The 21,018-nt window shown below is 68.4% G+C and carries 24 protein-coding genes and 1 tRNA gene; 9 read left to right on the top strand and 16 right to left on the bottom strand.

Features of this window, described 5'->3' with window-relative positions:
• Positions 1–6: 6 nt before the first annotated feature.
• From GVY64_RS18270 to GVY64_RS18255, 4 genes are all read right to left on the bottom strand, one after another.
• Positions 7–2,145 carry an Rv1355c family protein gene (locus GVY64_RS18270; protein ID WP_159842956.1) on the bottom strand — a complete coding sequence of 713 codons (2,139 nt, stop codon included), beginning with the start codon at positions 2,143–2,145 and terminating at the stop codon, positions 7–9.
• Positions 2,135–2,908, bottom strand: coding sequence for a hypothetical protein (locus GVY64_RS18265; protein ID WP_201298061.1), 774 nt, complete (start codon positions 2,906–2,908; stop codon positions 2,135–2,137). The genes GVY64_RS18270 and GVY64_RS18265 overlap by 11 nt, the downstream gene beginning before the upstream one ends.
• Before the next feature lie 248 nt (positions 2,909–3,156).
• Positions 3,157–3,591: an effector binding domain-containing protein gene (locus GVY64_RS18260; protein WP_063021492.1), complete on the bottom strand. Its 435-nt coding sequence runs from the start codon at positions 3,589–3,591 to the stop codon at positions 3,157–3,159.
• Complete coding sequence (locus GVY64_RS18255; RefSeq protein WP_159842954.1) at positions 3,588–4,031, bottom strand: GyrI-like domain-containing protein; 444 nt, start codon at positions 4,029–4,031, stop codon at positions 3,588–3,590. Before GVY64_RS18255 ends, GVY64_RS18260 begins: the two co-directional genes overlap by 4 nt.
• Positions 4,032–4,171: 140 nt before the next feature.
• Here GVY64_RS18255 and GVY64_RS18250 point away from each other — a divergent pair, with 140 nt between their 5' ends.
• Both GVY64_RS18250 and GVY64_RS18245 read left to right on the top strand, forming a co-directional pair.
• Positions 4,172–4,375 carry a hypothetical protein gene (locus GVY64_RS18250; protein WP_159842952.1) on the top strand — a complete coding sequence of 68 codons (204 nt, stop codon included), beginning with the start codon at positions 4,172–4,174 and terminating at the stop codon, positions 4,373–4,375.
• Positions 4,341–5,114 (top strand): uracil-DNA glycosylase, encoded by a 774-nt coding sequence (locus tag GVY64_RS18245; protein ID WP_159842950.1) that lies wholly within the window; start codon positions 4,341–4,343, stop codon positions 5,112–5,114. Before GVY64_RS18250 ends, GVY64_RS18245 begins: the two co-directional genes overlap by 35 nt.
• Positions 5,115–5,144: 30 nt before the next feature.
• On the opposite strand, the gene GVY64_RS18240 is transcribed toward GVY64_RS18245, so the two are convergent.
• From GVY64_RS18240 to GVY64_RS18230, 3 genes are all read right to left on the bottom strand, one after another.
• The gene (locus GVY64_RS18240) at positions 5,145–5,378 is read right to left on the bottom strand and encodes a hypothetical protein (RefSeq protein WP_159842948.1); all 234 of its coding nucleotides are present in this window, start codon (positions 5,376–5,378) and stop codon (positions 5,145–5,147) included.
• A gap of 91 nt (positions 5,379–5,469) precedes the next feature.
• Positions 5,470–5,655, bottom strand: a complete 186-nt coding sequence (locus GVY64_RS18235; RefSeq protein ID WP_159842946.1) for a ferredoxin — start codon at positions 5,653–5,655, stop codon at positions 5,470–5,472.
• Entirely contained in the window at positions 5,652–7,121 is a 1,470-nt protein-coding gene (locus tag GVY64_RS18230) for a cytochrome P450 (RefSeq protein ID WP_159842944.1), read from the bottom strand. Before GVY64_RS18230 ends, GVY64_RS18235 begins: the two co-directional genes overlap by 4 nt.
• A 101-nt stretch (positions 7,122–7,222) precedes the next feature.
• On the opposite strand from GVY64_RS18230, the gene GVY64_RS18225 reads away from it, so the two are divergent.
• Positions 7,223–7,888 (top strand): TetR/AcrR family transcriptional regulator, encoded by a 666-nt coding sequence (locus GVY64_RS18225; RefSeq protein WP_159842942.1) that lies wholly within the window; start codon positions 7,223–7,225, stop codon positions 7,886–7,888.
• On the opposite strand, the gene GVY64_RS18220 is transcribed toward GVY64_RS18225, so the two are convergent.
• The gene (locus GVY64_RS18220) at positions 7,872–8,498 is read right to left on the bottom strand and encodes a TetR/AcrR family transcriptional regulator (protein WP_159842940.1); all 627 of its coding nucleotides are present in this window, start codon (positions 8,496–8,498) and stop codon (positions 7,872–7,874) included. The genes GVY64_RS18225 and GVY64_RS18220 overlap by 17 nt on opposite strands.
• 136 nt (positions 8,499–8,634) lie before the next feature.
• Here GVY64_RS18220 and GVY64_RS18215 point away from each other — a divergent pair, with 136 nt between their 5' ends.
• The 3 genes from GVY64_RS18215 (at position 8,635) to GVY64_RS18205 (ending at position 11,518) form a co-directional block, all read left to right on the top strand.
• Complete coding sequence (locus tag GVY64_RS18215) at positions 8,635–9,084, top strand: hypothetical protein (RefSeq protein ID WP_159842938.1); 450 nt, start codon at positions 8,635–8,637, stop codon at positions 9,082–9,084.
• A 274-nt stretch (positions 9,085–9,358) separates the two neighbouring features.
• A complete protein-coding gene (locus tag GVY64_RS18210; RefSeq protein WP_159842936.1) occupies positions 9,359–9,895 on the top strand; it encodes a hypothetical protein in 537 nt (178 codons plus the stop codon).
• Between the two features lie 978 nt (positions 9,896–10,873).
• Positions 10,874–11,518, top strand: coding sequence for an HAD family hydrolase (locus tag GVY64_RS18205; RefSeq protein ID WP_236566943.1), 645 nt, complete (start codon positions 10,874–10,876; stop codon positions 11,516–11,518).
• A gap of 235 nt (positions 11,519–11,753) precedes the next feature.
• Here GVY64_RS18205 and GVY64_RS18200 read toward each other — a convergent pair.
• The 5 genes from GVY64_RS18200 to GVY64_RS18180 all read right to left on the bottom strand — a co-directional run bounded on the left by GVY64_RS18200 (position 11,754) and on the right by GVY64_RS18180 (position 16,330).
• A tRNA-Ala gene (locus GVY64_RS18200) sits at positions 11,754–11,826 on the bottom strand.
• Between the two features lie 91 nt (positions 11,827–11,917).
• Positions 11,918–13,039: a divisome protein SepX/GlpR gene (gene sepX / locus GVY64_RS18195; protein WP_159842934.1), complete on the bottom strand. Its 1,122-nt coding sequence runs from the start codon at positions 13,037–13,039 to the stop codon at positions 11,918–11,920.
• 262 nt (positions 13,040–13,301) lie between these two features.
• A complete protein-coding gene (locus GVY64_RS18190) occupies positions 13,302–13,952 on the bottom strand; it encodes a GNAT family N-acetyltransferase (protein ID WP_159842932.1) in 651 nt (216 codons plus the stop codon).
• Positions 13,953–13,964: 12 nt separating this feature from the next.
• Complete coding sequence (glp, locus tag GVY64_RS18185) at positions 13,965–15,221, bottom strand: molybdotransferase-like divisome protein Glp (RefSeq protein ID WP_159842930.1); 1,257 nt, start codon at positions 15,219–15,221, stop codon at positions 13,965–13,967.
• A 152-nt stretch (positions 15,222–15,373) separates the two neighbouring features.
• On the bottom strand, positions 15,374–16,330 hold the full coding sequence (locus tag GVY64_RS18180; RefSeq protein WP_159842928.1) for a UTP--glucose-1-phosphate uridylyltransferase: 957 nt from the start codon (positions 16,328–16,330) through the stop codon (positions 15,374–15,376).
• Between the two features lie 68 nt (positions 16,331–16,398).
• On the opposite strand from GVY64_RS18180, the gene GVY64_RS18175 reads away from it, so the two are divergent.
• From GVY64_RS18175 to GVY64_RS18165, 3 genes are all read left to right on the top strand, one after another.
• A complete protein-coding gene (locus GVY64_RS18175) occupies positions 16,399–17,007 on the top strand; it encodes a 5-formyltetrahydrofolate cyclo-ligase (protein ID WP_159842926.1) in 609 nt (202 codons plus the stop codon).
• A gap of 69 nt (positions 17,008–17,076) precedes the next feature.
• Positions 17,077–17,382 (top strand): FmdB family zinc ribbon protein, encoded by a 306-nt coding sequence (locus tag GVY64_RS18170; protein ID WP_159842924.1) that lies wholly within the window; start codon positions 17,077–17,079, stop codon positions 17,380–17,382.
• An 87-nt stretch (positions 17,383–17,469) separates the two neighbouring features.
• The gene (locus tag GVY64_RS18165; protein WP_159842922.1) at positions 17,470–18,135 is read left to right on the top strand and encodes an SAF domain-containing protein; all 666 of its coding nucleotides are present in this window, start codon (positions 17,470–17,472) and stop codon (positions 18,133–18,135) included.
• A 414-nt stretch (positions 18,136–18,549) separates the two neighbouring features.
• Here the strand turns inward: GVY64_RS18165 and GVY64_RS18160 are convergent, their stop codons facing one another.
• The 3 genes from GVY64_RS18160 to GVY64_RS18150 all read right to left on the bottom strand — a co-directional run bounded on the left by GVY64_RS18160 (position 18,550) and on the right by GVY64_RS18150 (position 20,957).
• Positions 18,550–19,221: an MspA family porin gene (locus tag GVY64_RS18160; RefSeq protein ID WP_159842920.1), complete on the bottom strand. Its 672-nt coding sequence runs from the start codon at positions 19,219–19,221 to the stop codon at positions 18,550–18,552.
• Positions 19,222–19,287: 66 nt separating this feature from the next.
• Positions 19,288–19,962, bottom strand: coding sequence for an MspA family porin (locus GVY64_RS18155; RefSeq protein WP_159842918.1), 675 nt, complete (start codon positions 19,960–19,962; stop codon positions 19,288–19,290).
• Between the two features lie 323 nt (positions 19,963–20,285).
• On the bottom strand, positions 20,286–20,957 hold the full coding sequence (locus GVY64_RS18150) for an MspA family porin (protein ID WP_159842916.1): 672 nt from the start codon (positions 20,955–20,957) through the stop codon (positions 20,286–20,288).
• Positions 20,958–21,018 lie beyond the last annotated feature (61 nt).

Below are 21,018 nucleotides of genomic sequence, written 5' to 3'. Positions count from 1 at the left end.
ATCGCGCTAACTACTGGTGTCCACACCGAGCACCGGACGCCGCCTGCTGCGTACGGTGGCGGCGGAGGCGTAGCTCAGGCGAAGCACCAACGCCATGGTCTCATGCTCAGGCACTTCCAGCAGGTCCAGGAAACGGCCCTGAAGTGACGCTAGTGTATCCGCGAAGTCGGGGGAAATCGCAGCAAGTTCGCCGCGGCGTCGGGCGTAGAGGTATACGGGGGAAATCGGTTGGACACACAATCCGAGGCGTTCGGCCCGTACCCAAACCCGCGCGACCGCGGCCCCCGCCTCCGCGTAACCGGTCAATCGAGGGTCGGCCGCGTCGAATGTCACCGCCAGAATGGCGGAGCTGGAGCGCACCCGGTCACCGGTGTATTTCCCCAGCGCCGCGCCGCCCGACCAGGACCGCACCTGCGCCATGACGTCGGCGCGAGTGGTTATCTGAAATGCCGCCCACTCGTCGTCGGTCAGTTCGAGGCTGCGCGCGTCGATTCCGGTATCCGGATCGTCGTCCTCCGCCCACCGGACTTCGCCGAGCATTTCCTCGTATAACCGGGGCGTGAGATATCGGATGCGGTCGGAATCACCCAGCAAACGTGCGGCTTCTTCGATCCCCTGCCGATCCACGACCGCACGCACATGGGCTCCGGCCGATTCGGCGACCGCCGTGAGCGTGTCGAGGACGCCGCCGGCCAGCCCGGACCCGCTGCCGATGCTGCGGTTGGTCTCGCGGCGCAGGACGGCGGGATAGTCGGCGGCCAACTCGTCGCTGCGCTCGTTCCCCAGCCGCAGGCGCGCGACGAGACGACCGGACCCAGGCGCACCCTCGACGAACTCATGCGGTCCGAGTACCCCGTGCGCGGCCGCGGCGACTCGCGCGTTGTACACGGCGGCGCCGAGCGCGACGGCGCTGCCGCGATAGCCGATGTCCATCGCCGCGCTGTGCTGCGGCGCCAGCTCGACGACGATGTCATCTGCCTCGGCGCGCAGCGACCACGGTTGCATGTTGCCCCCGGACGGCGCTCGTTGTGCACAGGTCAGGATGCTTTCCACGGGTCCGGCGACGGACTCCGGCGGCGCCTCGGCCCACGCCGGCTCGTCGCGCGGCGGCGGGTCGGCGAGTTCGTCCAGATGCCGTTCCACGTCGATCCGGACGCGACCGGAGGCCAGCTTCATTCCCAGACCGATGCGCCGGACGGCGGCCACCACGCTCGCGGCGCCCAGCGCGACGTCACCGGCCAGCTGCGGCCAGCTGGTCACCGTCTCGCCGACTTCGATCAGGCTCGCGCCCAGCCGCGGCGACAACCCGGCGGCGCCGAGCAGCTGAACCACGAACGGCGCCTTCTCCCGGGAGGTCAGCCCGCGCAGATCCGCCGCGCGAACCGCACCGAGCAACCCGTGAAACACCGGGCGCTGCGGTTCGAGATCGAAACGCTCGACGTCCAGCAAACCGCGGTCACTGGTTTCCATCAGCACCGGAATACGACGGCGTGCCGCCGCCTCACGGATCGCCAGCTTCATATCGAGCGAATCGCATTCCTCGATGACGATCGCGAGGCCGTCCAAGAACTCGTCCACCGAATTCTCGTCGATCCCGGCTTCGAAGATCCGCACCGGCAGGTAAGGATCCAATTCGGCGATACGGCGTGCGGTTACCACCGCTTTGTTGACGCCGACGTCGAAGAGAGTTCCCGCCACCCGGTTGAGATTCGAGAATTCGATTTCGTCCAGATCGGCCAGGCGCAGTTCTCCGCAAACGCCTTCCATGGCGAGCAGATGCGCGATCGCGTTCCCTGCACTTTGCCCGACGACCCCTATCGCGAGCTCGGCCAGCCGGTCCTGTTCGGCTCTGGTCAATTTGTTCCGATTACGATCCAGCCGGATCAGCCGGAAAGTCCGCGGGCCCGGCAATCCGATCACCGCCGCGCGCCACGGGTAGTAGATCCAGCGGTCCGCTTCCGGGCCCTCCGGAATATCCGGCGCAGCCACCATTTTGCCGAGTTCGGCGCGCAACGCCGAACGCAGGTCGAGGATTTCCAAGCGCGGGTCGTCGCGCAACGTGGCGAGCATCCGCGCGTGCTCCGGATCGGCGGGGTCGAGGATCAGCGGCCGGTGGTCGGCCGCACGCGGCCGGTCATCGCCCATGGCCGCGCCGGCCCTCTGTCGCCCGGCCGATTCCGCACCGCATGTCGGACGGACGCGCGACGGGCAGCCCCAGTGCGTCCTGCTCGCCCTGCGTCAGGGTCCGTTGCAATTCGTCGGCGAACGCGGCGTAGCTCCGGGTGTCCCACCACAACGGCACGGTGCGGTAGCGCTCGTCCGGATACGGCACCGCGGGGATGCCCTCGGCTGCCACGGCACCGCACGCCTCGTGCCGGGGCACGGTGAAGGAGGCCACCGTCGCGAATCCGTAACGCGCGCCGAGCAGGCGCGCGCCGTGCAGCACGGTGCGCGAGATCGCCGCGCCGAGTTCGGCCCGATTGGCCGCATCGCGCGCGACCCACGCGCCCTTGGCCTCGACCACGCCCTGCGGTATCCGATCGGCAATCATCCGCCGCAAGTCGTCCGCGCCGGGGTGACCAGACCATTCGACCAGCGCGTGCGCCTGCCGCGCCTCGCGGTAGGGCCCTTGCATCCGGGCCCCGGCGACCACCTCGCCGTCGGCGTCGAGCGCGGCGAAGAACAGCGACGTCGAACCGCCGTCGGCGACCGCGTCGTATTCCAGTGCGTGTTCCACTCCGAAGCGCCGATAGACATCGCGCGCTCCGCGCAGATACCGGTGCCAGAGTTCCGGCTGCGCATCCGGTTCGGAGACAAAGAACGCACACCCGGATTGCGCGTCGTAATACCGCCGTACTCCCCGCCCACGGGAGTTCCTCGGCACGACTGCAATCAGATCCACAGTCATGTTGTTCCTACTCCATCGCCGCGCTGCCCTGCGCGATAGTCCAGCCCGATGCATCCCCCCACGGCCCCGAGCCGAGACGAAGTTGCCCAGGGCAGTATCCGTCATCGGACAGGAATTGACCAGCCGTCCGGCTAATCTTCCGAAAACTCTGCGGTACATGCGATATTTTCGCAGGTCAGCCTAGCTGAAATCGATATCGGAAATAAGATGGAGACCAGTCGGTTCTGGGGTAGTTACTATTGAGCAAGCTAAACCAGGATAGAAATGAACAACTCGACCGACTCCGGGCCGTGCCAGATCTCGATTTCTTCACGGTAGGCCCGGGTGATCTCCGCCGACGCCGTCGCGTCGTCGACCTGCGCCCAGACGTCCTCCACCGGATCGTGATAGTCGCCGTTCGGCGCGAAACGGGCGTAGACGCCTTTCGGCACCCGCACCAAGACGTCGCCCACCGGCACGGCGTCCGGGGACGGGTACTCGAAGCAGACCACGGCGTTGTAGTTCCCGGCCGGATCCGGCACGTACACCGTGTACATCGGCCCCTCGCCACCCTGGCGGTCGCGCAGCCGATCCTTGAGGAACTCGATCAGGTCGCTGTTGCTGACCTTGAAGCTCGGGCGCACGCGCGGGACGACCAGCCCGCCGTAGACCGCTTCGGCACGCACCACGATCGCATAGCTCATCGCGCGTCGACCGCCAGATACAGATCGATCTTGTAGGCGTGCGGATAGCACTCGAAGTCGCCGGTGTAGGTCCGTTTGATCTGGTTGTGTTCCTCGGCGTAGGCGATCTGCGTCCACAGGTCGGTCATCACCTGGGGGAAGTTGCCGACCGAGGAGAACCGGGCGTAGGCGCCACGCGGCAGGCGCGCGACCAAGTGACCGCGGGTGACGTCGTCGAAGGACGCGCACTGATAGCCGACGATCTGGGTGTTGTACGTGCCCAGCTCACCGGCGTAATCGGTGTAGGCGCTGGCCAGCGGGCCGCCGAGTTCCTGGTGCAAAACCGCCGCCCAGGCGGCCTCCAGATCGCGGTCACGCAGTTCCCCGAGCGCACGTTTGGGGCTGCGTACCGGCAGCCCGGCAACCCACGTCTCGTCCCGCTCGACGATCTCAAACTGCATGGAAAGACTCTTTCGAAGGAAGCCGGAGGTGAACCACCGCATCCGGTCGGTCGGAATCGCCATGCTACCAACCCGGACCGGGTGGTACCGATCACACAGCGCGGCGGGTAGCCGCACGATCACCACGCTGAACTGGACAGATGACCGAAGCGGCGCCGTCCGGCGCGCCCCCGTCGGCGGGCGGCGACGGCCGGTCGCGCTGCGGCATAGTGGACATGATCGTCCGGTTCGCCCCTGCCGCGGCACCACCGAACGGAGGCCTGATGAACGAGACCGATCGACACCACACGCCCGCGTCGGCCGCACCCGATGACCACGCGGCCGACCCCGGCACCGGGACCTGACGTGTGCCGGTCCATCGCCGACCTGGACGCGGCGGTCGCCGACTGCTTCGCCTGCCCGCGCCTGGTCGCATGGCGCGAACTCGTCGCGCGGCAGAAACGCGCCGCCTTCCGCGACCAGACATATTGGGGCCGTCCGGTGCCCGGATTCGGCCCGGCGGACGCCCGGATGCTGATCGTGGGACTCGCGCCGGCCGCGCACGGCGGCAACCGCACCGGCCGCATGTTCACCGGCGACCGCAGCGGGGACGTGCTCTACGCGGCGCTGTACGCGGTCGGCCTCGCCAACCAGCCGACCGCGGTCGGCCGCGACGACGGCCTGCGGCTCGACGGCGTGCGGGTCACCGCCCCGGTGCACTGCGCGCCGCCGGACAACAAGCCGACACCCGAGGAACGGGATCGCTGCGGCCACTGGCTGGACACCGAGCTGCGCCTGCTGACGCCCACCGTCCGCTCGGTGGTGGTACTCGGCGCGTTCGGCTGGCAGGCCTTGCTCCCGGTGCTCTCGGGTGCGGGTTGGGTGGTGCCGCGCCCGCGACCGCGGTTCGGCCACGGCGCGCACGTGGAACTGGCCGCCACCGATCCCGGCCGGAGCCCGCTGCATCTGTTCGGCTGTTATCACGTCAGCCAGCAGAACACCTTCACCGGGCGACTCACTCCGGCCATGCTGGAGGCGGTCCTGGCCGACGCGGCGGAAAGCGCCGGGATCCAGGTGCGGCGAAGTCACGCACCGCGCGGGTGATCGCTCGCGCATCGCCGCTCGGTAGCGGGTTCAGACGTGGTCGACCAAGGCCGGGTGACCTGCTTCGTGGGCGCAGTGCGCGCAGCAGAAGTAGTCCCCACGCGCCTCGACGCCGTGGCCGAGGATCCGGCAGGAACAGTGCGTGCAGGTCGGGGCCATGGCGTTGATCGCGCATTCGAAACTGTCGAAGGTGGCCGACGTGCCGTCGCGGGTGATGGTGAACGTCTTGTCGTACTCGTTTCCGCAGGTGTCGCAGGTGGCCATTGAGGTGTCACCGGTCCTCTCGCGTCGATGGACTAGAGCGTCGCAGTTCGCGGTACCCAGCCCCGGTCGACGCAAAACGGAGCGGCGGACCTCAGGCCAGGCGCAGCGCCTGGACCGGGCAGCTGTCCACGACGAGCTCGAGCAGATCCCGCTCGGACGAGATGCCCGTGTCGACCGGCGCGACGATCCCGTCCGCGCCGACCCGGAACAGATCGGGCGCCAGTGCTTCGCACATGCCGTGCCCCGCGCACACGGTGCGGTCGGCGACGATTCTCATCGGCCGATCCGCTCCAGCCGGATGGGCAGCCCGTCGGCGGGCACCGGCCCGGTCCCCGCGACCAATGGCACCTGGTAGCCGTCCGGCACGCTCCAGCGGTACCGCAACAGCATCTGATGCACGACGGCTTTCACCGTCATGCCGCCGAAGTAGAGCCCTATGCACTTGTGCGCCCCGCCGCCGAAGGGCGCCCACGCGAAGCGGTGCGATCGGTCCTCGCGGCGGTGCTCGGCGAAGCGCTCCGGGTCGAACGTGTCGGGGTCGTGCCAGTACTCCGCGTTGCGCATCAGCCCGTACGTGCCGCACAGGATGAACGTCCCCTTCGGCAGGTAGTAACCCAGGATGTCGGTGTCGGCGATGGTTTCGCGAACCTGCTGCGCCACCGGCGAGTAGACCCGCAGCGCCTCCTTGAACGCGAGGTCGAGCGAGGGCAGGCGGTCGAGATCGTCGTAGTCCAGCGCGGGCTTGCCCAGCGCGACGGATTCCGCCCGCAGCCGCTCCTGCCATTCCGGATGCCTGCCGAGTTCGTAGACGAGCATGGACGCGGCGATGGTGCTGGTGTCGTGGGCGGCCATCATCACGAAGATCATGTGCTCGACCACTTCCGCGTCGGTGAAGGTCTCGCCGTCGGCGGTGCTCGCCCGGCACAGCACACTGAACAGATCGTTGCCGTCGCCCGCGCGCTTCGCCGGCAATTCGCGGCGGAAGTGCTCCTCGAGCACCCGTCGCCCGCGCACGCCACGGGCCCACACCCCACCCGGCACGTTCGCCCGGATCAGTGCGGCCCCACCGCGCACCGCGTCCTCGAAGGCACGCTCCAGCCGTGCCGCGCCGGCGCTGGGTTCGGCCCCCGCGAAGACTTCGGTGGCCTGCTGGAGCAGCAGCTTCTTGATCGCGCGGTAGACGCGGAAGTCGTCGGCGGGCTCCCACTGCGCGAGGCCACGGGTGATCCGCGGCGTGGTCATATCGAGGTAGCCGATCAATCGCGGCCGGGTGAAGGCCTGCTGCATGACGCGCCGATGGAACAGGTGGTCGTCGAAATCCCGCAGCAGCAACCCGCCGCGGAAGAACGGGCCGATCAGCCACTCCCAGCCACGCTGCGCCGACAGCACCTTGTTCCGGTCCAGCATCACCGCCTCGTACCCCTCGGGGCTGCCGAAAGTGACCATCCGCCGTCCCAGCATGCCGAACCACTGCACGGGGCCGAAGCGATCGAATCGCGCTCGCGCGAACCCGATCGGGTCGGCCAGCGCGTGCACGCTGTACCCGATCCCGGGGAGCCCGAAGTCCCCGAGCACGGGCTTCAGCCCGCTACCCGGCGGCGGATCGGCCAGCGGCCGCACCGGCGCCGGGTAATGCGCGACCGCCCGCGCGGCCGCGCGCTGCGCGTGCCACGCCCAAGTGGTCCGCGCCTGGCGGATCGTGCCGGAGACCTCGTCGAACGACTGGGGCACAAGCAGACTCATGACCGTCTTCCCTTCGCGACGCTGCGATAGTCCGACGATAGAGGAAACCACCGTTTCCGTAAACATTTGTTTCCCAATTTTGGCTGTGTCAAGCTGGCCTGGTGACCCGTACCGTCAGCGGCACCTACCGCGGAGCCTCCACGGCCGAGCGCCGCGAGGACCGCCGCAGGCGGTTGCTCGACGCCGCCCTCGACATCATGGGCACCCAGGGATTGTCGGCATTGACCGTGCGCGGGGTGTGCGAGCAGGCCAAGGTCGGTCCACGGTTCTTCTACGAAGCGTTCCCCGACCGTGACGCGCTCGCCTCCGGCGTGCTGGCGGAAATCCAGCAGGCGGCGCTCGACCGGGCGAAGGCGGCGATCGCCGAGACCACGGGCAAGCCCGCCGACCGAATCCGCGCCGGGGTCGCGGCCCTCATCGTCGAACTCACCGACGACCCGCGGCGCGCGAAGGTGGCGTTCGCCCAGACCTACGGCGACGAGGCGCTCATGCGCAGTCGTTTCGCGGGCATGCGCCAGGTCGCCGACGTCATCATCGAGCAGACGCGCCTGGTGCTGGAATTGCCCGAAGGACAGGACACCGCGATCGCCGCGACCTCCCAGCTGATCACCGGCGGCGCGGCCGAGCTGGTCCTGGTCTGGCTGGACGGCGGCCTCGACGTCGACCGGGACGGGCTCATCGCCCTGCTCGCCGATTTCACCGTGGCCATGCTCGACCGGCTGCCCGCGGTTGCCGGACGACTGTCCGGCCTCACACCAGATTCTTGATCAGCGACGACATCAGCGGCTCGCGCAGCGCGGGCAGGGCGGCGAAGTCCCCCGCGACGACGCGGCTGGTCGCCAGCGAGACGACCGCGCCGATCACCGCCTCCCCCGCCAGCCGCTGATGCGGGCGGGTCGCACCGAGGGTCGCGGCGAATGCGTCCACCAACACGGCCTGGGTCGCCAGCCGTCGCTCCAGCACCGGCCTCCCCGCCGCGTACGCCTCTACCAGGAAGACCTTCGCGACCTGCGGTTCCTGGGCCAGTGTGGAGAAGTACGCGTCGAGTGCGCGGTCTATCCGTTCGAGCGGCGTGCCGTCGGCCGCGAGCGCTGTCGCGATCCGGGTCATCACGATCTCCACGGCCATGTCGTAGGCGGCGAGGAAACACGCCTCCTTGTTCGCGAAGTGCTGGTAGAAGGTCATCCGCGACACCTCGGCCCGCTTCAGCACGTCCGCCACCGTCGCCGCCGCGTAGCCCCGGTCCGCGGCCGCCTCGATCATCGCCACCAGCATGCGGGCCCGCTGCGCGGCCACCACCTCCTCCGGCGCGATGCCGTGATTGCCGCCGTGCAGTTTGCCGCCCGCCCGCGCCTTCAGCAACGATCCTCGCTCCACGTTCCGATGCTAAGTTCACCCGCCCGTCGCGCGTCCGCGAATACGACTCTGGGCACGAATCGGACCGCGAAGGTGCGAAACGGGGCACAATGGCCGTCCGAGAGTGCTCGATTCGAAAGAAGGAGCGTGATCGACAGTGGAAGGCAGGCAGCCGGCGAGACGAAGCGTCCTGGTCGCGACACTGTGCGCCGGCGCGTTCATGGTGGCGGCCCCGGCGAAGGCGGGCGAACCCGCGTTCGTGAACATCGGCGTCATCCACACCTTCGGTGACACCTGCTACGGCGAAGGGCATGCGGGCGTCTCCTCACCCACCGGGACTCCCGGCGCGGCCCGCTTCGGCATCAGCTTCGTCAACCAGACCCCCACTGACGCGCCGTGCACTTTCACCGCGTTCGCCAACTGGCGCAACCTCGACACCGGCGCCACGGGCACGGTGCCCGTCCTCGTCACCGGCAAGACGGCTTCGAACCAGCCGTCCGCAACCGTCTTCGCCGCCTTGCCCACCGGCTCCGGACGCGTGCAAGTCGACGTGACCACCGACTATCCGCACGTGGCGGCCCCGCCGGTCGAGATACGGATCAGCTGAGCGTCTGCGGGTCCGGCCTCGAGCCATCGCGTAGTTCGGCCGCCGAGCCGCCCGTCATCTTCCACACCGTTACAGCGAATTTGTGCGGGCGCTCGGCAGATCGCGGATATCGGCGGGTGATGGCAATGCGCGCGCCGCGCCCGGCTCCTAGACTGGGGAACTGCGGCACGGTCGACCGTCGAAGCGCCGCGGCGCGTTCGCGGTCGGCAAAACCAGAAGTCCCGATCCAGCAAGGGCCGCTCGGTGGCGGCCCGTTCCCGTGCAGGAGGGCCGCATGCCCGACCCGTTCCATCTGCGAGTCTGCCTGGTCGGCCGAGGTTGCCTCTGCCCCACTGTCACCCTCTTCCTCGCCCCAGAACCGCTGATCCCCGGCGGCAATATGCTGCACGTGGTCGAACAGGATCCCCTCACCGCCGACACCGGCACGCCGACCCCCGACGCCGAAGTGATCGACATGATCGAGGGCAGCCCGGCCGCCGCAGGCCCGAAACTACGGCCCGAGCTACAGGAGTTCCGGCCCGGACGCCCCGACCCGCATCAGCTCCACGACATCCTGCACGACCACCACATCACCGACGCCGCCCCGATCGGCCTGGACGTCAGCGACCCCGCCGAACTCACCCGCCTGGCCCTACTCCCCGAACACCCCATCGGCTACCGCCGCATCGACGACTTCCAGCAGGAAGCCACCGCCCGCGCGATGCTAGCGGTCTACCGCCTCTTCGAAGTCGACCAGCGAGTCCGCCTCATGTACCACGGCTTCGCCGATCCGGAAACGGGCTGGTTCGCGCTACGGACCGCGACCGCCTGAGCGAATGGGGCTTTGCCCCACCTATCGGCGCCTCCGCGCCAACTCGGCCCAATGGGAGCCTCGGCGGCCGACGAGTGAGCAAGTTCGCTCGCGCGCGGCGGTGGACACCTGCTCCGGATCGGCGCTGACCAACTGTCGAAAGCCGGGCGCCGTCGGTAACTTGTCGTCGGGCGAGCCAGCGATCCTCGTCTCACTCTCGGCCGTCGACCGGCAGGCCGGACGATTCCCGGCGCCGCGGCGGTTTTCCTTCGCGCCGCGCATAGCCACCGCCAAACGATCCACCTCAAAGCCATTCGGCCACGAATCTTCTCGATCCACAGAATTTCCGATGTCCACTATTCAGCCGAGGCCTTACCTATCGGCTACGGGTCGGCGGAAGAAGAACGAATGCTTCAGCGTGCAGAGTTCTGGATCCGGAGCCACATTCACGCAACAACCGTTCGAGACTCGGCCAAATGGCGGTGTTTGCAGCAAGATTCGACATGCTGGGTACCACTCGCTACACCCGACTACATCGAGGTCGTCATGGTGGCACCGATCTCACCGCCGGACTCCTCCATTGGCGCGGCTAGCCCTGAAACCTGCACGTCCGGAATAGGTTTCCTGATGCGCTGCGTCGGCGAGCGACACGCGTCCGGCCTCTGGGCAAGCGGACTCGACTGCGGCACCGGTGAGACCTTGGAACGGCAGTTTGTGGAGCGGATCACCAAGGCCGCGTTCCGAGTGGTACCCCGCCGTACCCCTTGGTAGGTTTCGGCTTGTTCGCGCAGCGTCGCGCATCACCATCAGCCTTTCGACTCGCGGAACATCCCTTCGATCCACAGTTCGTGCGCCTCTTTCGTCTGAACGAGGCGGGAATCGTCATACCCACACAGCCGCTTTCGCCGTTCTCGACGGCCGAATCGGCGGTGGCGCGCTGCACGCCCCCGATCGCTGCGGGCGTGGCTGTTCTATCTCATCGAGCCTTCTGGAGTACCGGTGGTAACTGCACTATCTCACCAGCCCGCGGAACTCGACGCGGTCATCTTCGACTACAACGGCGTCATCGGCCTGCAACCCACTGTTCCGATGTGGAGCGAGCTCGCCGAACTCGCCGGATGGCACGCGGACCAGCTCGCTCTCTTCCAGAACGCATTCTGGAGCGCCCGCGAACCCTACGATGCCGGTGAATTCGACGACGCGGCCTTCTGGACCGCCGTGCTCGGCCGCCGCCCGGACTCGGAACTGCTCACCCGGTTGCGTGCCGTCGACACCGAGCTGTGGACCCGGACCGACGACCGCGTCGTCGCGCTCCTCCACCACGCCCGGCAGGCAGATCTTCCGATGGTATTGCTCTCCAACGCACCCCATCCGGTCAGCGATGCCCTCGACGCCTCCGACTGGCGCACGGTGCTGACCGACGCGCTCTACTCGGCCCGGCTCGGCATGAACAAACCCCACCCCGACACCTACCGAAACGCACTCGCCGCGACCGGAGTCCGCGACCCCGGCCGCGTCCTGTTCGTCGACGACCGCGCCGACAACTGCCAAGCCGCCGCCCGCCTCGGTCTGCGCACCCTCCACTACACCGGCTCACCCGCCGATATCGAGATCTACCTCCCGCCCACCACCGTCGCCGCGTAGGTCACCGCGCGTCGCCACAGGATCTCCGGATCGTCGGCAACACCCCCCGCTCGATGCCGGACACGAGCCGGGCCGGACGCTCGGCTGGGTTAGGCCAGCCGAGCAATCGCGTTGCGCCGCTTCGGGCGCCATGACCGGGCGTACCCTCCATGAAAACTGCACCGACCGGGGGATACGTGGGCAGACGCGGAACGCAAAAGGCTCATGCTCTCCATGAGCACGAGCCTTCGATGCGTGGAGCTAAGGGGAATCGAACCCCTGACCTTCTCGATGCGAACGAGACGCGCTACCAACTGCGCTATAGCCCCGTGCGGTTCTGGGGAACCGCGCTGTGACACTGTATCAGGCCAGCCCCCCAGACTCCGAATCGGCACCCTGACCTGCGGAAATAAGTGCGGCCTACGCGCCGGCCGCGCGGCGCATGTCACCGCCGGTGCGGGTGCGTAGGGCGCGGGCGGTGGCCGGGTCGAAGGGGTCGAGGTGGGCGAACGCGGGGTCTTCGTCGTCGGGCTCGATCAGGGTGGAGCGGCGGCGTAGGGCGCGGGCGGTGTCGCGGTCCATGGTGCCGCGTGGGGCACGCGCGCGGCGGCCCCGCGGATCGGCTTCGCTCTGGTGGCCGCGGTTGAGGCGGGCGGCGCGCCTGCGGCGGATCTCCTCCTCCATCCGCACCTGCTTGCGCAGGTACGCCAGGTAGGTCACCAGCACGGTGACGGCGAGCCCGCAAGCCCACCACAGCAAGGGGGTGAGCACGAGCGCGAGGGCGCCGGACAGGATGGCGGTGAGCAGCAAACCGAGCACGGCCCGCTGCCGGAAGGTGTAGCGGGCCGCGCGGGCGATGGCGTCGGCCTCGGGGTCGAAGCCGCCGCGGCCACGGCGGTTGGGGACGAAATCCGGTTCGGCCGAGTCCGTCTCGTCGTAGTCGTCGTACTCGTCGTATTCGACACGTGCGGGCACGGTGGAGCGCGCAGGCGGAATTCTGGCCGCGATCGGCTCGGGGTGGTGTGCGCCCACGCCGTCATCATCGGTCTCCGCATCGATCTTCGCAGCGACTTCGCAGGCTTCGTCGTCGTCCGTCTCGTCCTCGTCGGATGCTGCGGGCGCGTAGTCGTCGCCCACGGCGTCGTCCGGTTCGGCGTCAGCGATGTCGTCCGGTTCGGCGTCAGCGATGTCGTCCGGTTCGGCGTCAGCGATGTCGGATGCCGCGGCGTCGTCGGCCGCGGGCATGTTCTTCTCGTCGGTCTCGGTGACGGGCTCGTCGGCCGGTGTCGTCATCCGGTCCTCCGCATCATCGCTGTGGGGATACTTTCTCGGTACGCGGCGTGGCCGCCAGTTCGGATCGGTTTCGTGCCCGGCGGCCGGGCCTTTCCTGAGACGTCGTTTGCCGCCGCCGCGGTGCAGGACCCTGGTCGCCAGCGCGGCGTCGGTGGTCCGGCGGATTCTCGGATGGCGGTCGGCGAGGATGGGGAAAAGGACGAAGACCCAGAGCACGACCAGCCCGATCCACAGGATCGAATTCGGCATCGCGTCAGCACCTCCGTCCCGCCTGGATTTTGTCCGGCTCGGCCCGCGAGCGGTGCGTGACACGCCCCGCGCTCGGCCGGCCCCCGTCCGACGCAGCGGCGCGGACGCCGGTCCCCTCGCAGGCTCTGTGCCGATGACGCAAGACGCACCATCGACGTCCGTAGGCTAATTCCGGGTAGCACCAAGTTCCGGCAGGCGCGCCGTGCACATCCGCCACACCTGTCACATTTCTACCAATGTCAGCGCGGCTCGGCGGCCGGTTCTACTGGAGGGTGACGCGCCCCTCTCGCACCAGCCGGTCCAGGACCGTTCCGGCCAGTTCCTCGATGGTGATGCCGACCAGCAGGTGATCCCGCCAGGCGCCGTCCACGTCGAGGTAGCGCCGCAGCAGCCCCTCCTCCCGGAAACCGACATTTCGCAGCACCGCTTGACTGGCCAGATTTTCCGGCCGCACGGTCGCCTCGACCCGATGCAGACCCACCGGCCCGAAGCAGTGGTCCAGCCCCAGCGCCAACGCCGCCGTCGCGACGCCTTGCCCGCTGAGATCCTTGGCCACCCAATAACCGATCCAGGCCGAACGCAGTGCGCCCCGCACGATATTGCCGACGGTCAACTGCCCGCTGAACGCACCGTCGACCTCGATCACCAACGGGATCATCGCGCCGCGCCTGGCCTCCGCCTTCAGACTCGACCACAGCGAGGGCCAGTTGGAGGCGTGGTTGCGCGCCTCCCACGATCCGCGGCCGGTCGGCTCCCACGGCTCGAGGTGGGCTCTGTCGCGCAACCGGATCCGGCTCCAGGCCGCCGCGTCGCGCAGCCGCACCGGACGCAAGGTCACCTGGCCCGCGGCCACCCGCACCGGGCCCAGTCGCGCGGGCCACCCCGGATGCTGGGTGGCCCGGAAGACATTCATGGCGTCCACGTCTCAGCCGCGCTGCGCGAGAAAGGCGACCTGGACTTCGTCACCGGTGCGGATCTCGGTGTCGTCCGGGTCGATCACGATCAAGCTGTTCGCCTCGGCCAGCGTGGCGAGCAGGTGGGAAGAGGAGTTTCCGTTGCCGAGGGGCTGCACGAGGTATTCGCCGGTCGCTTCGTCCCGCATGAGCTGCGCGCGCAGGTAACCCCTGCGACCTTCCATGGAGCTGATCGGCGTGATGGTCCGGGCGCTGATGATCCGGCGCATGGGATGCCTGCGGCCCAACGCGATTCGGATCAAGGGCCGCACCATCACCTCGAATACCACCAGCGCGCTCACCGGGTTGGAGGGCAGCAGGAACGTCGGCACCTCGTCGCGCCCGAGCCGGCCGAAGCCCTGCACGGAGCCGGGATGCATGGCTACCCGGGTGATTTCGAGCTCACCGAGCCCTTCCAGCGCCTCCTGGACCTGTTCGGAGGCCCAGCCACCGACCGCGCCCGCGATGACGACGACCTCCGCGCGCACCAGCTGTCCCTCCACCGCGTCGCGCAACCGGCGCGGATCGGAACTGACGATGCCGACGCGGTTGACGTCCGCGCCGGCATCCCGCGCGGCCGCGGCCAGCGCGTAGGAGTTCACGTCGTAGACCTGGCCGGGGCCGGGTGTGCGATCGATATCGATCAGCTCACCGCCCACCGAGAGCACCGATAGTCGCGGGCGCGGGTGCACCAGCACCTTGTCCTGACCGACGGCGGCGAGCAGACCTACTTGGGCCGCGCCGATGATGGTTCCCGCGCGCACCGCGACATCGCCCGGCTGGACGTCGTCCCCGATCCGCCGCACGTAGTCGCCGGAGCGCACCGGCTCGTACACCTTGATCCTGGCCCGCCCACCGTCGGTGAAATCCAGCGGGAGCACCGCGTCGGCGAGCGTCGGCATCGGCGCGCCGGTGTCCACCCGGACGGTCTGGCGCGGCTGCAAGCGGATCGGCTGACGCGAACCGGCGACCACCTCGCCGACCACCGGGAGGGTCAGATCGACGAGATCGCCCTCTTCGTCGCGAATGTCGGCCCCGGCCGAGGCCACGTCGACGCTGCGCACGGCGTAGCCATCGATGGCGGCCTGGTCGAAGCCGGGCAACGGCCGCTCGGTGACGACGTCCTCGGCACACAGCAGGCCCTGGGCCTCGGAGATCGCGACCCGAACCGGCCGGGGCGCGACCGCCGCGGCGGTCACCTTGATCTGCTGATCCTCAACCGAGCGCATCCAGCCCTTCCTGATCCTCTCCGCACTCCATCCGATCTCGCCTGCACGGGCGCGCGATCCCGCCGCGGCGCAGGCGCATTCGCGCACGCACCGCGGTGAACCATCATTCGTACCCGACGCTCCACTCTCGGCGAAACCCCCGGCCGGGTCCGTCAGTCGTCGGTCGTCAGCTGCGGATCCCAGTCCGGACCGAGGCGGTGCTGCAGCCACTCCCGCAGGGCGGGGCCGTATTCCTCTCGTTCCAGTGCGAAATCGACCGCAGCACGAAGATAACCGCCCGGGTTGCCCAAGTCGTGGCGCGACCCACGGTGCACCACGACATGAACCGGATGTCCCTCGGCGATCAGCAGCGCGACCGCGTCCGTGAGTTGCAGCTCGCCGCCCGCGCCGGGCTCGATGCGGCGCAGCGCGTCGAAGATCGCGCGGTCCAGCAGGTACCGGCCCGCCGCCGCGAACGTCGACGGCGCGTCGGCGAGCGCGGGCTTCTCCACCATCCCCTTGACGCGCAGCACATTCGGGTTCACGGCGTCCGGCACCGGCGCGACGTCGAACACGCCGTAGGCGCTGACCTCGTCCTTGGGGACGTCGATGGCGCACAGCACCGTTCCGCCGCGCTTGCGGCGCACGCGGCACATCACGTCGAGCACACCGCGGGGCAGCACGAGGTCATCGGGGAGCAGGACGGCGATGACGTCCTCGTCGTCGTCGAGGGCCTGCTCGGCCTGGGCCACGGCGTGCCCGAGCCCGAGCGGCTCCTCCTGCACCACCGAGGTGACATCGAGCAGCCCCGGCGCCTTGCGCACCTTCTCGAGCAGCTTGAACTTGCCGCGCTCGGCCAGCGTGCTCTCCAGCACCAAGTCTTCGACGAAGTGCGCGACCACGCCGTCCTTACCCGGGGACGTGACGATCACCAGCCGCTCGGCGCCCGATCCGGCCGCCTCTGCGGCGACCAGCTCGATGCCGGGGGTGTCCACCACCGGAAGAAGCTCCTTGGGCACCGTCTTGGTCGCGGGCAGGAACCGTGTCCCGAGCCCGGCCGCGGGGACCACGGCCGTGCGGAAGCACGACTCCGCCGCCGCGGCACCGGGCTGTCCGGCCTTTGCTGTCATACGCATACCCTATCCATCCATCACGCCGCCGGGTCGGCGTCGCGCCGACCCGGCCCCGGGGTGAGCCTATGGTGATCACTGTGGAGATGCCCGGCGAGCGCGATAAACATGCATGGCGCATCGAACTGCTCGCCCGCCGGGCTGTGATGCCTGCCACGGAGCGGGAAAAAGAGGCGTTCGCTCTGGCCACAGCGGCCGCCGCGCTGGGTGCTCAGGGGTGGGTCTGCGCGTATGTGCCGGTGGCAGGTGAGCCGGGATCACCGGCGATGCTGGACGCGCTGCGGGCCGGCGGCGCGCGGGTGTTGTTGCCGGTCACCGGGCCGCCGGGGCCGCTGAGCTGGGCCGAGTACACCGGCGCGAACGGTCTGCGCCCAGCCCGCTACGGATTGCTGGAACCCACCGGCGCCGTGCTGCCGCCGAGCGCGGTCGCCCGAGCCGACCTGATCCTGGTTCCAGCCCTCGCGGTGGACCTGCGCGGTGTGCGGCTCGGCCGCGGCGCCGGCTACTACGACCGCACGCTGCCCGCCGCGCGGCCGGACGCACGGCTGGTCGCGGTCGTCCGGGACGACGAGCTGGTCGACCGGCTCCCCGAGGAACCGCACGACCTGCGCATGGGCTGGGCGCTCACGCCGCGCGCCGGACTGCGCCGGCTCGGCGACGATTACCCTGGGGAATGAAACACCGATTGGCGGTGTTGGCACTGTCGGCTGTAGAGTGCCAGATCGACGAACACCGCGGAGGATCCTGTGCCTACTTACTCGTATGCGTGCACCCAGTGTGACAACCGCTTCGACATCGTTCAGTCCTTCACGGACGAGGCGCTGACCGTGTGCTCGGAGTGCTCGGGGAAGCTGCGCAAGCTGTTCAACTCGGTCGGCATCGTGTTCAAGGGCAGCGGCTTCTACCGCACCGACAGCCGTGGCGGCTCCACCACCGCCAGCGAGCCCGCCAAGTCCGACAGCGGCAAGTCCGAGAGCAGCTCGAGTTCGTCATCGGATTCCGGCTCGTCGAGCGGCTCCACCGCCGCCGCCAGCACGGCCGTCGCCGGCTGATCCGACGGTTTTCCCCAGCCGATCATCTGTCCACAGCCCACCGTGATCCGGGCCGGAGGAGTGCACGCCCGGCCATAGGATCCGGCCATGACGCGCGCACTCGCCGACCTCGGCCGCGGCGGCTGGAATCCCTCGGGCTGGCAACGACCGCGTTGGGCGGACGCCGTGCTCGCTCGACGGCTACTGGCCGCCGCTCTCGCCGCGCTCGCGGCGCTCCTGTTCCTCCGTGGCGACCCGGATACCGAACGCACGACGGTCGTCGTGGCCGAACGGGATCTGGCGCCTGGACGCCTCCTCGAAGCGGGTGACCTGCGCGCCGCGCCACGCGAAGCGGGCACGCTGCCCGCGGGCGCGGTCGCCGATCCCGCCGCGCTCGTCGGCGCGACGCTGACCGGCGCCATGCGGCGGGGCGAAGTCTTCACCGATCTGCGCGTGGTCGGTCCGCGCTTGGCCGCGGCGGCGACCGGTGCGCGCGAGGCGCGCATCGTGCCCATCCGCCTCGCCGACACAGCGGTCGCCGACATCCTGCGCGCGGGCGATCGCGTCGACGTCATCGGTGCGGAGGACGCGAACGGAGCCGGTACCCGGCCTGCCCGCACCCTGGCCACCGACGCCGCTGTCATCCTGGTCGCCCGTGCCGGTGACGGACGCCAAGCCGCCGAACGCGTGGTCTTGGTCGCGATGGACGCCGAGCACGCCACCGCCGTGGCCGGGGCGTCCTTGCGCACCGCGCTCACGGTTGTCTTCCACTGACCCGCCGAACATGATCGCCGATTATCGGCCGACGGCTCGTCAGCATCGAGGGCCTACCGGCGCGCGGATACCGCCGAGCACGACTGCCCAGTGTGTTGAGCGGCCCCGGCGACATCGGCCAGAGTTTCCGCTTGGTCGCCGACAAACCGGCGACGTTCGTCCATGTCGGGTCCCATCATCACGGCCGCGATCAACTTCCTGATCATCGCCGCGGTGCTGTTCTTCGTGGTCGTGCTGCCTGCCACGCGGCTGAAGAAGCGATTCCGTGCTCATCCAGATCCGCGACTTGCTCACCGAAGGCCAGACCAGCGCGTGCGGTCGGCACGAGTTCTGAGTCCGTGCCGCACGCGAAACGGGCCCGTCATCAGACGCCATCAGACGGGCCCGTTCGCGTTGTGCGAGTGTCGATCCGGCTCAGCCGAGGCTGAAAGGCTGTCCCCACAACGTCACCCAGGTGATGACATTGTCCGTCTCGACCTCGACACTCACGAACGCGCGCGCCTGGGCGTAGCCCCCGCAACCGTTCAGACCGATGGTCTCATCGGCCCACGTCACCGAACCACTCGTACCCCGGAAAGCGTTGCGGGTCTTGTGCGTTTCGTTTCCGAAGTCGTCGGCCTGCTCCAAGTCCAGTACATAGAACGACTTCGCCTGGCCCGGCCCCAACGAGAGGTTGCCGCCGGAGTTCGCGCCCACACCACCGGTGACGTTCTGGCCGTCACTCCAGTCCACATTGCCGTCCACACCACCAGTGGCACCGCCACCGGCGATGTTCACCTGGCAACCGACGGTATAGCCCGGGAAGATCTTGCCCCCGGCCGTACCCGACAACTCCACTTGCGCACTACCGGACACCCAGGCGTTGCGGTGCAGCGGCGTCGAACCCATGGACGGGCTGATGTTGGCCGACTCGCCGACCAGACGAATGGTCACGACGGTGCCATCCGACAACGTCTTGGTGAGCTCGCCACCCGGCAGCGGAACGAACGTGTCCGCGTTCGCCGCACCGGTCGAGAACAGGCCCATGGCGATGGCCGCGGACGCGCACAGCCCGGCCGCGCGCGCCAGTTTTTTACGATCGAACATGATGGTAATTCCCCTAAAGAATCGAGTTCGCCTCGGCGAAAAGAGATTTGACAGATCCGACCCGCGTCAGCCGATGCTGAACGGCATCCCGTAGAGAGTGGTCTTCGAGTAGTGATCGCCGATGATCTCGACAACCGTGTACGAACGCGCCTGCGCGTAACCCGCGCAGCCCTGGATCTGAATCTCGGCATCCTGATATTCCACCGAGTACACACCCGGCTTCAGGATGTCCTTGTAATCGATCTGAACGAACTTGACCTCACCGGGACCGAGGTTGACACCGATCGAACCGCCCGCGCTCGCGCCGCTGAGGTTGACGCTGCCCGACACACCCGCGGAAATGGCGTCGTCGGCGATGCTGACCTGGCAGCCGACGATGTAACCGGTGCTCAACTGCGACGCACCGTGGGTGGACGAGTTGTTGGTTCCGGGGTTTCCGGTCGGACCGTTGTTCGGGCCGATCTCGCCATCCGGCGTCACGGCCACATCGGCGATGGCGTTCCCCGATACCCACACGACACGGCCGGCACCGTTCGCGGCAAGGGATGGGGAGATCAGGGCGCGCTCACCGGTACGGGCGATGTGCACGCCGGGGCCTGCCTTGTGACCGTCCGGCAACGGTACGAAGACATCGGCATTGGCGGCACCGGTCGACAACAAACCGGTGGCTACGGCCGCCGCGGCGGCGGCGCCCGCGACGCGGACGCCTCGAGACAGACCGTTGATGCGGTACTTGCTCATGTTTTTCCTCATCAGGTTGCATCCGCCCGCCCCAGGGTGTCGAGGCGGGACGTGTCCCTCCAAAGCCGACGGGCGCGTGATGGAATGTGCTGTCCATCAAACGATCCGCCGACCATCGCGTCATCGAGCGATCTCGGACGAAACAATGCTATTCGGTATCAACCAGACTTTTCCGGAAATTCGGGCAATTCGTCTCGCAAAGCAAGGAATCCGACTAGGATCCCCTATCTCTCGAGGGCCAACAGAATTCATGACGAAATGGACCCGCCGCGATGCGAGGGGTCCATTTCATCAGCAGCTACGGGTTTTCACCCGCAGTTCACTCAGCCGAGGCTGAAAGGCTGTCCCCACAACGTCACCCAGGTGATGACATTGTCCGTCTCGACCTCGACACTGACAAAGGCGCGCGCCTGGGCGTAGCCCGCGCAACCGTTCAGACCGATGGTCTCATCGGCCCACGTCACCGAACCACTCGTACCCCGGAAAGCGTTGCGGGTCTTGTGCGTTTCGTTTCCGAAGTCGTCGGCCTGCTCCAAGTCCAGTACATAGAACGACTTCGCCTGGCCCGGCCCCAACGAGAGGTTGCCGCCGGAGTTCGCGCCCACACCACCGGTGACGTTCTGGCCGTCACTCCAGTCCACATTGCCGTCCACACCACCAGTGGCACCGCCACCGGCGATGTTCACCTGGCAACCGACGGTATAGCCCGGGAAGATCTTGCCCCCGGCCGTACCCGACAACTCCACTTGCGCACTACCGGACACCCAGGCGTTGCGGTGCAGCGGCGTCGAACCCATGGACGGGCTGATGTTGGCCGACTCGCCGACCAGACGAATGGTCACGACGGTGCCATCCGACAACGTCTTGGTGAGCTCGCCACCCGGCAGCGGAACGAACGTGTCCGCGTTCGCCGCACCGGTCGAGAACAGGCCCATGGCGATGGTGGCAGCGGCGCCGACGCCGGCCATCCGCGCCAGGTTCTTACGGTTGATCATGGTTGATATCCCTCGAGGGTTGAGTCCGCTTCAGCGGGAAGATGGTTCGTTGGTTTCGACA

Origin of the sequence: Nocardia sp. CY41 (assembly GCF_009829325.1) — a bacterium.
Taxonomy (GTDB): Bacteria; Actinomycetota; Actinomycetes; order Mycobacteriales; family Mycobacteriaceae; genus Nocardia.
The sequence above is the reverse complement of the archived record's forward strand: the minus strand, read 5'-3'. Positions and strand labels throughout refer to the sequence as shown.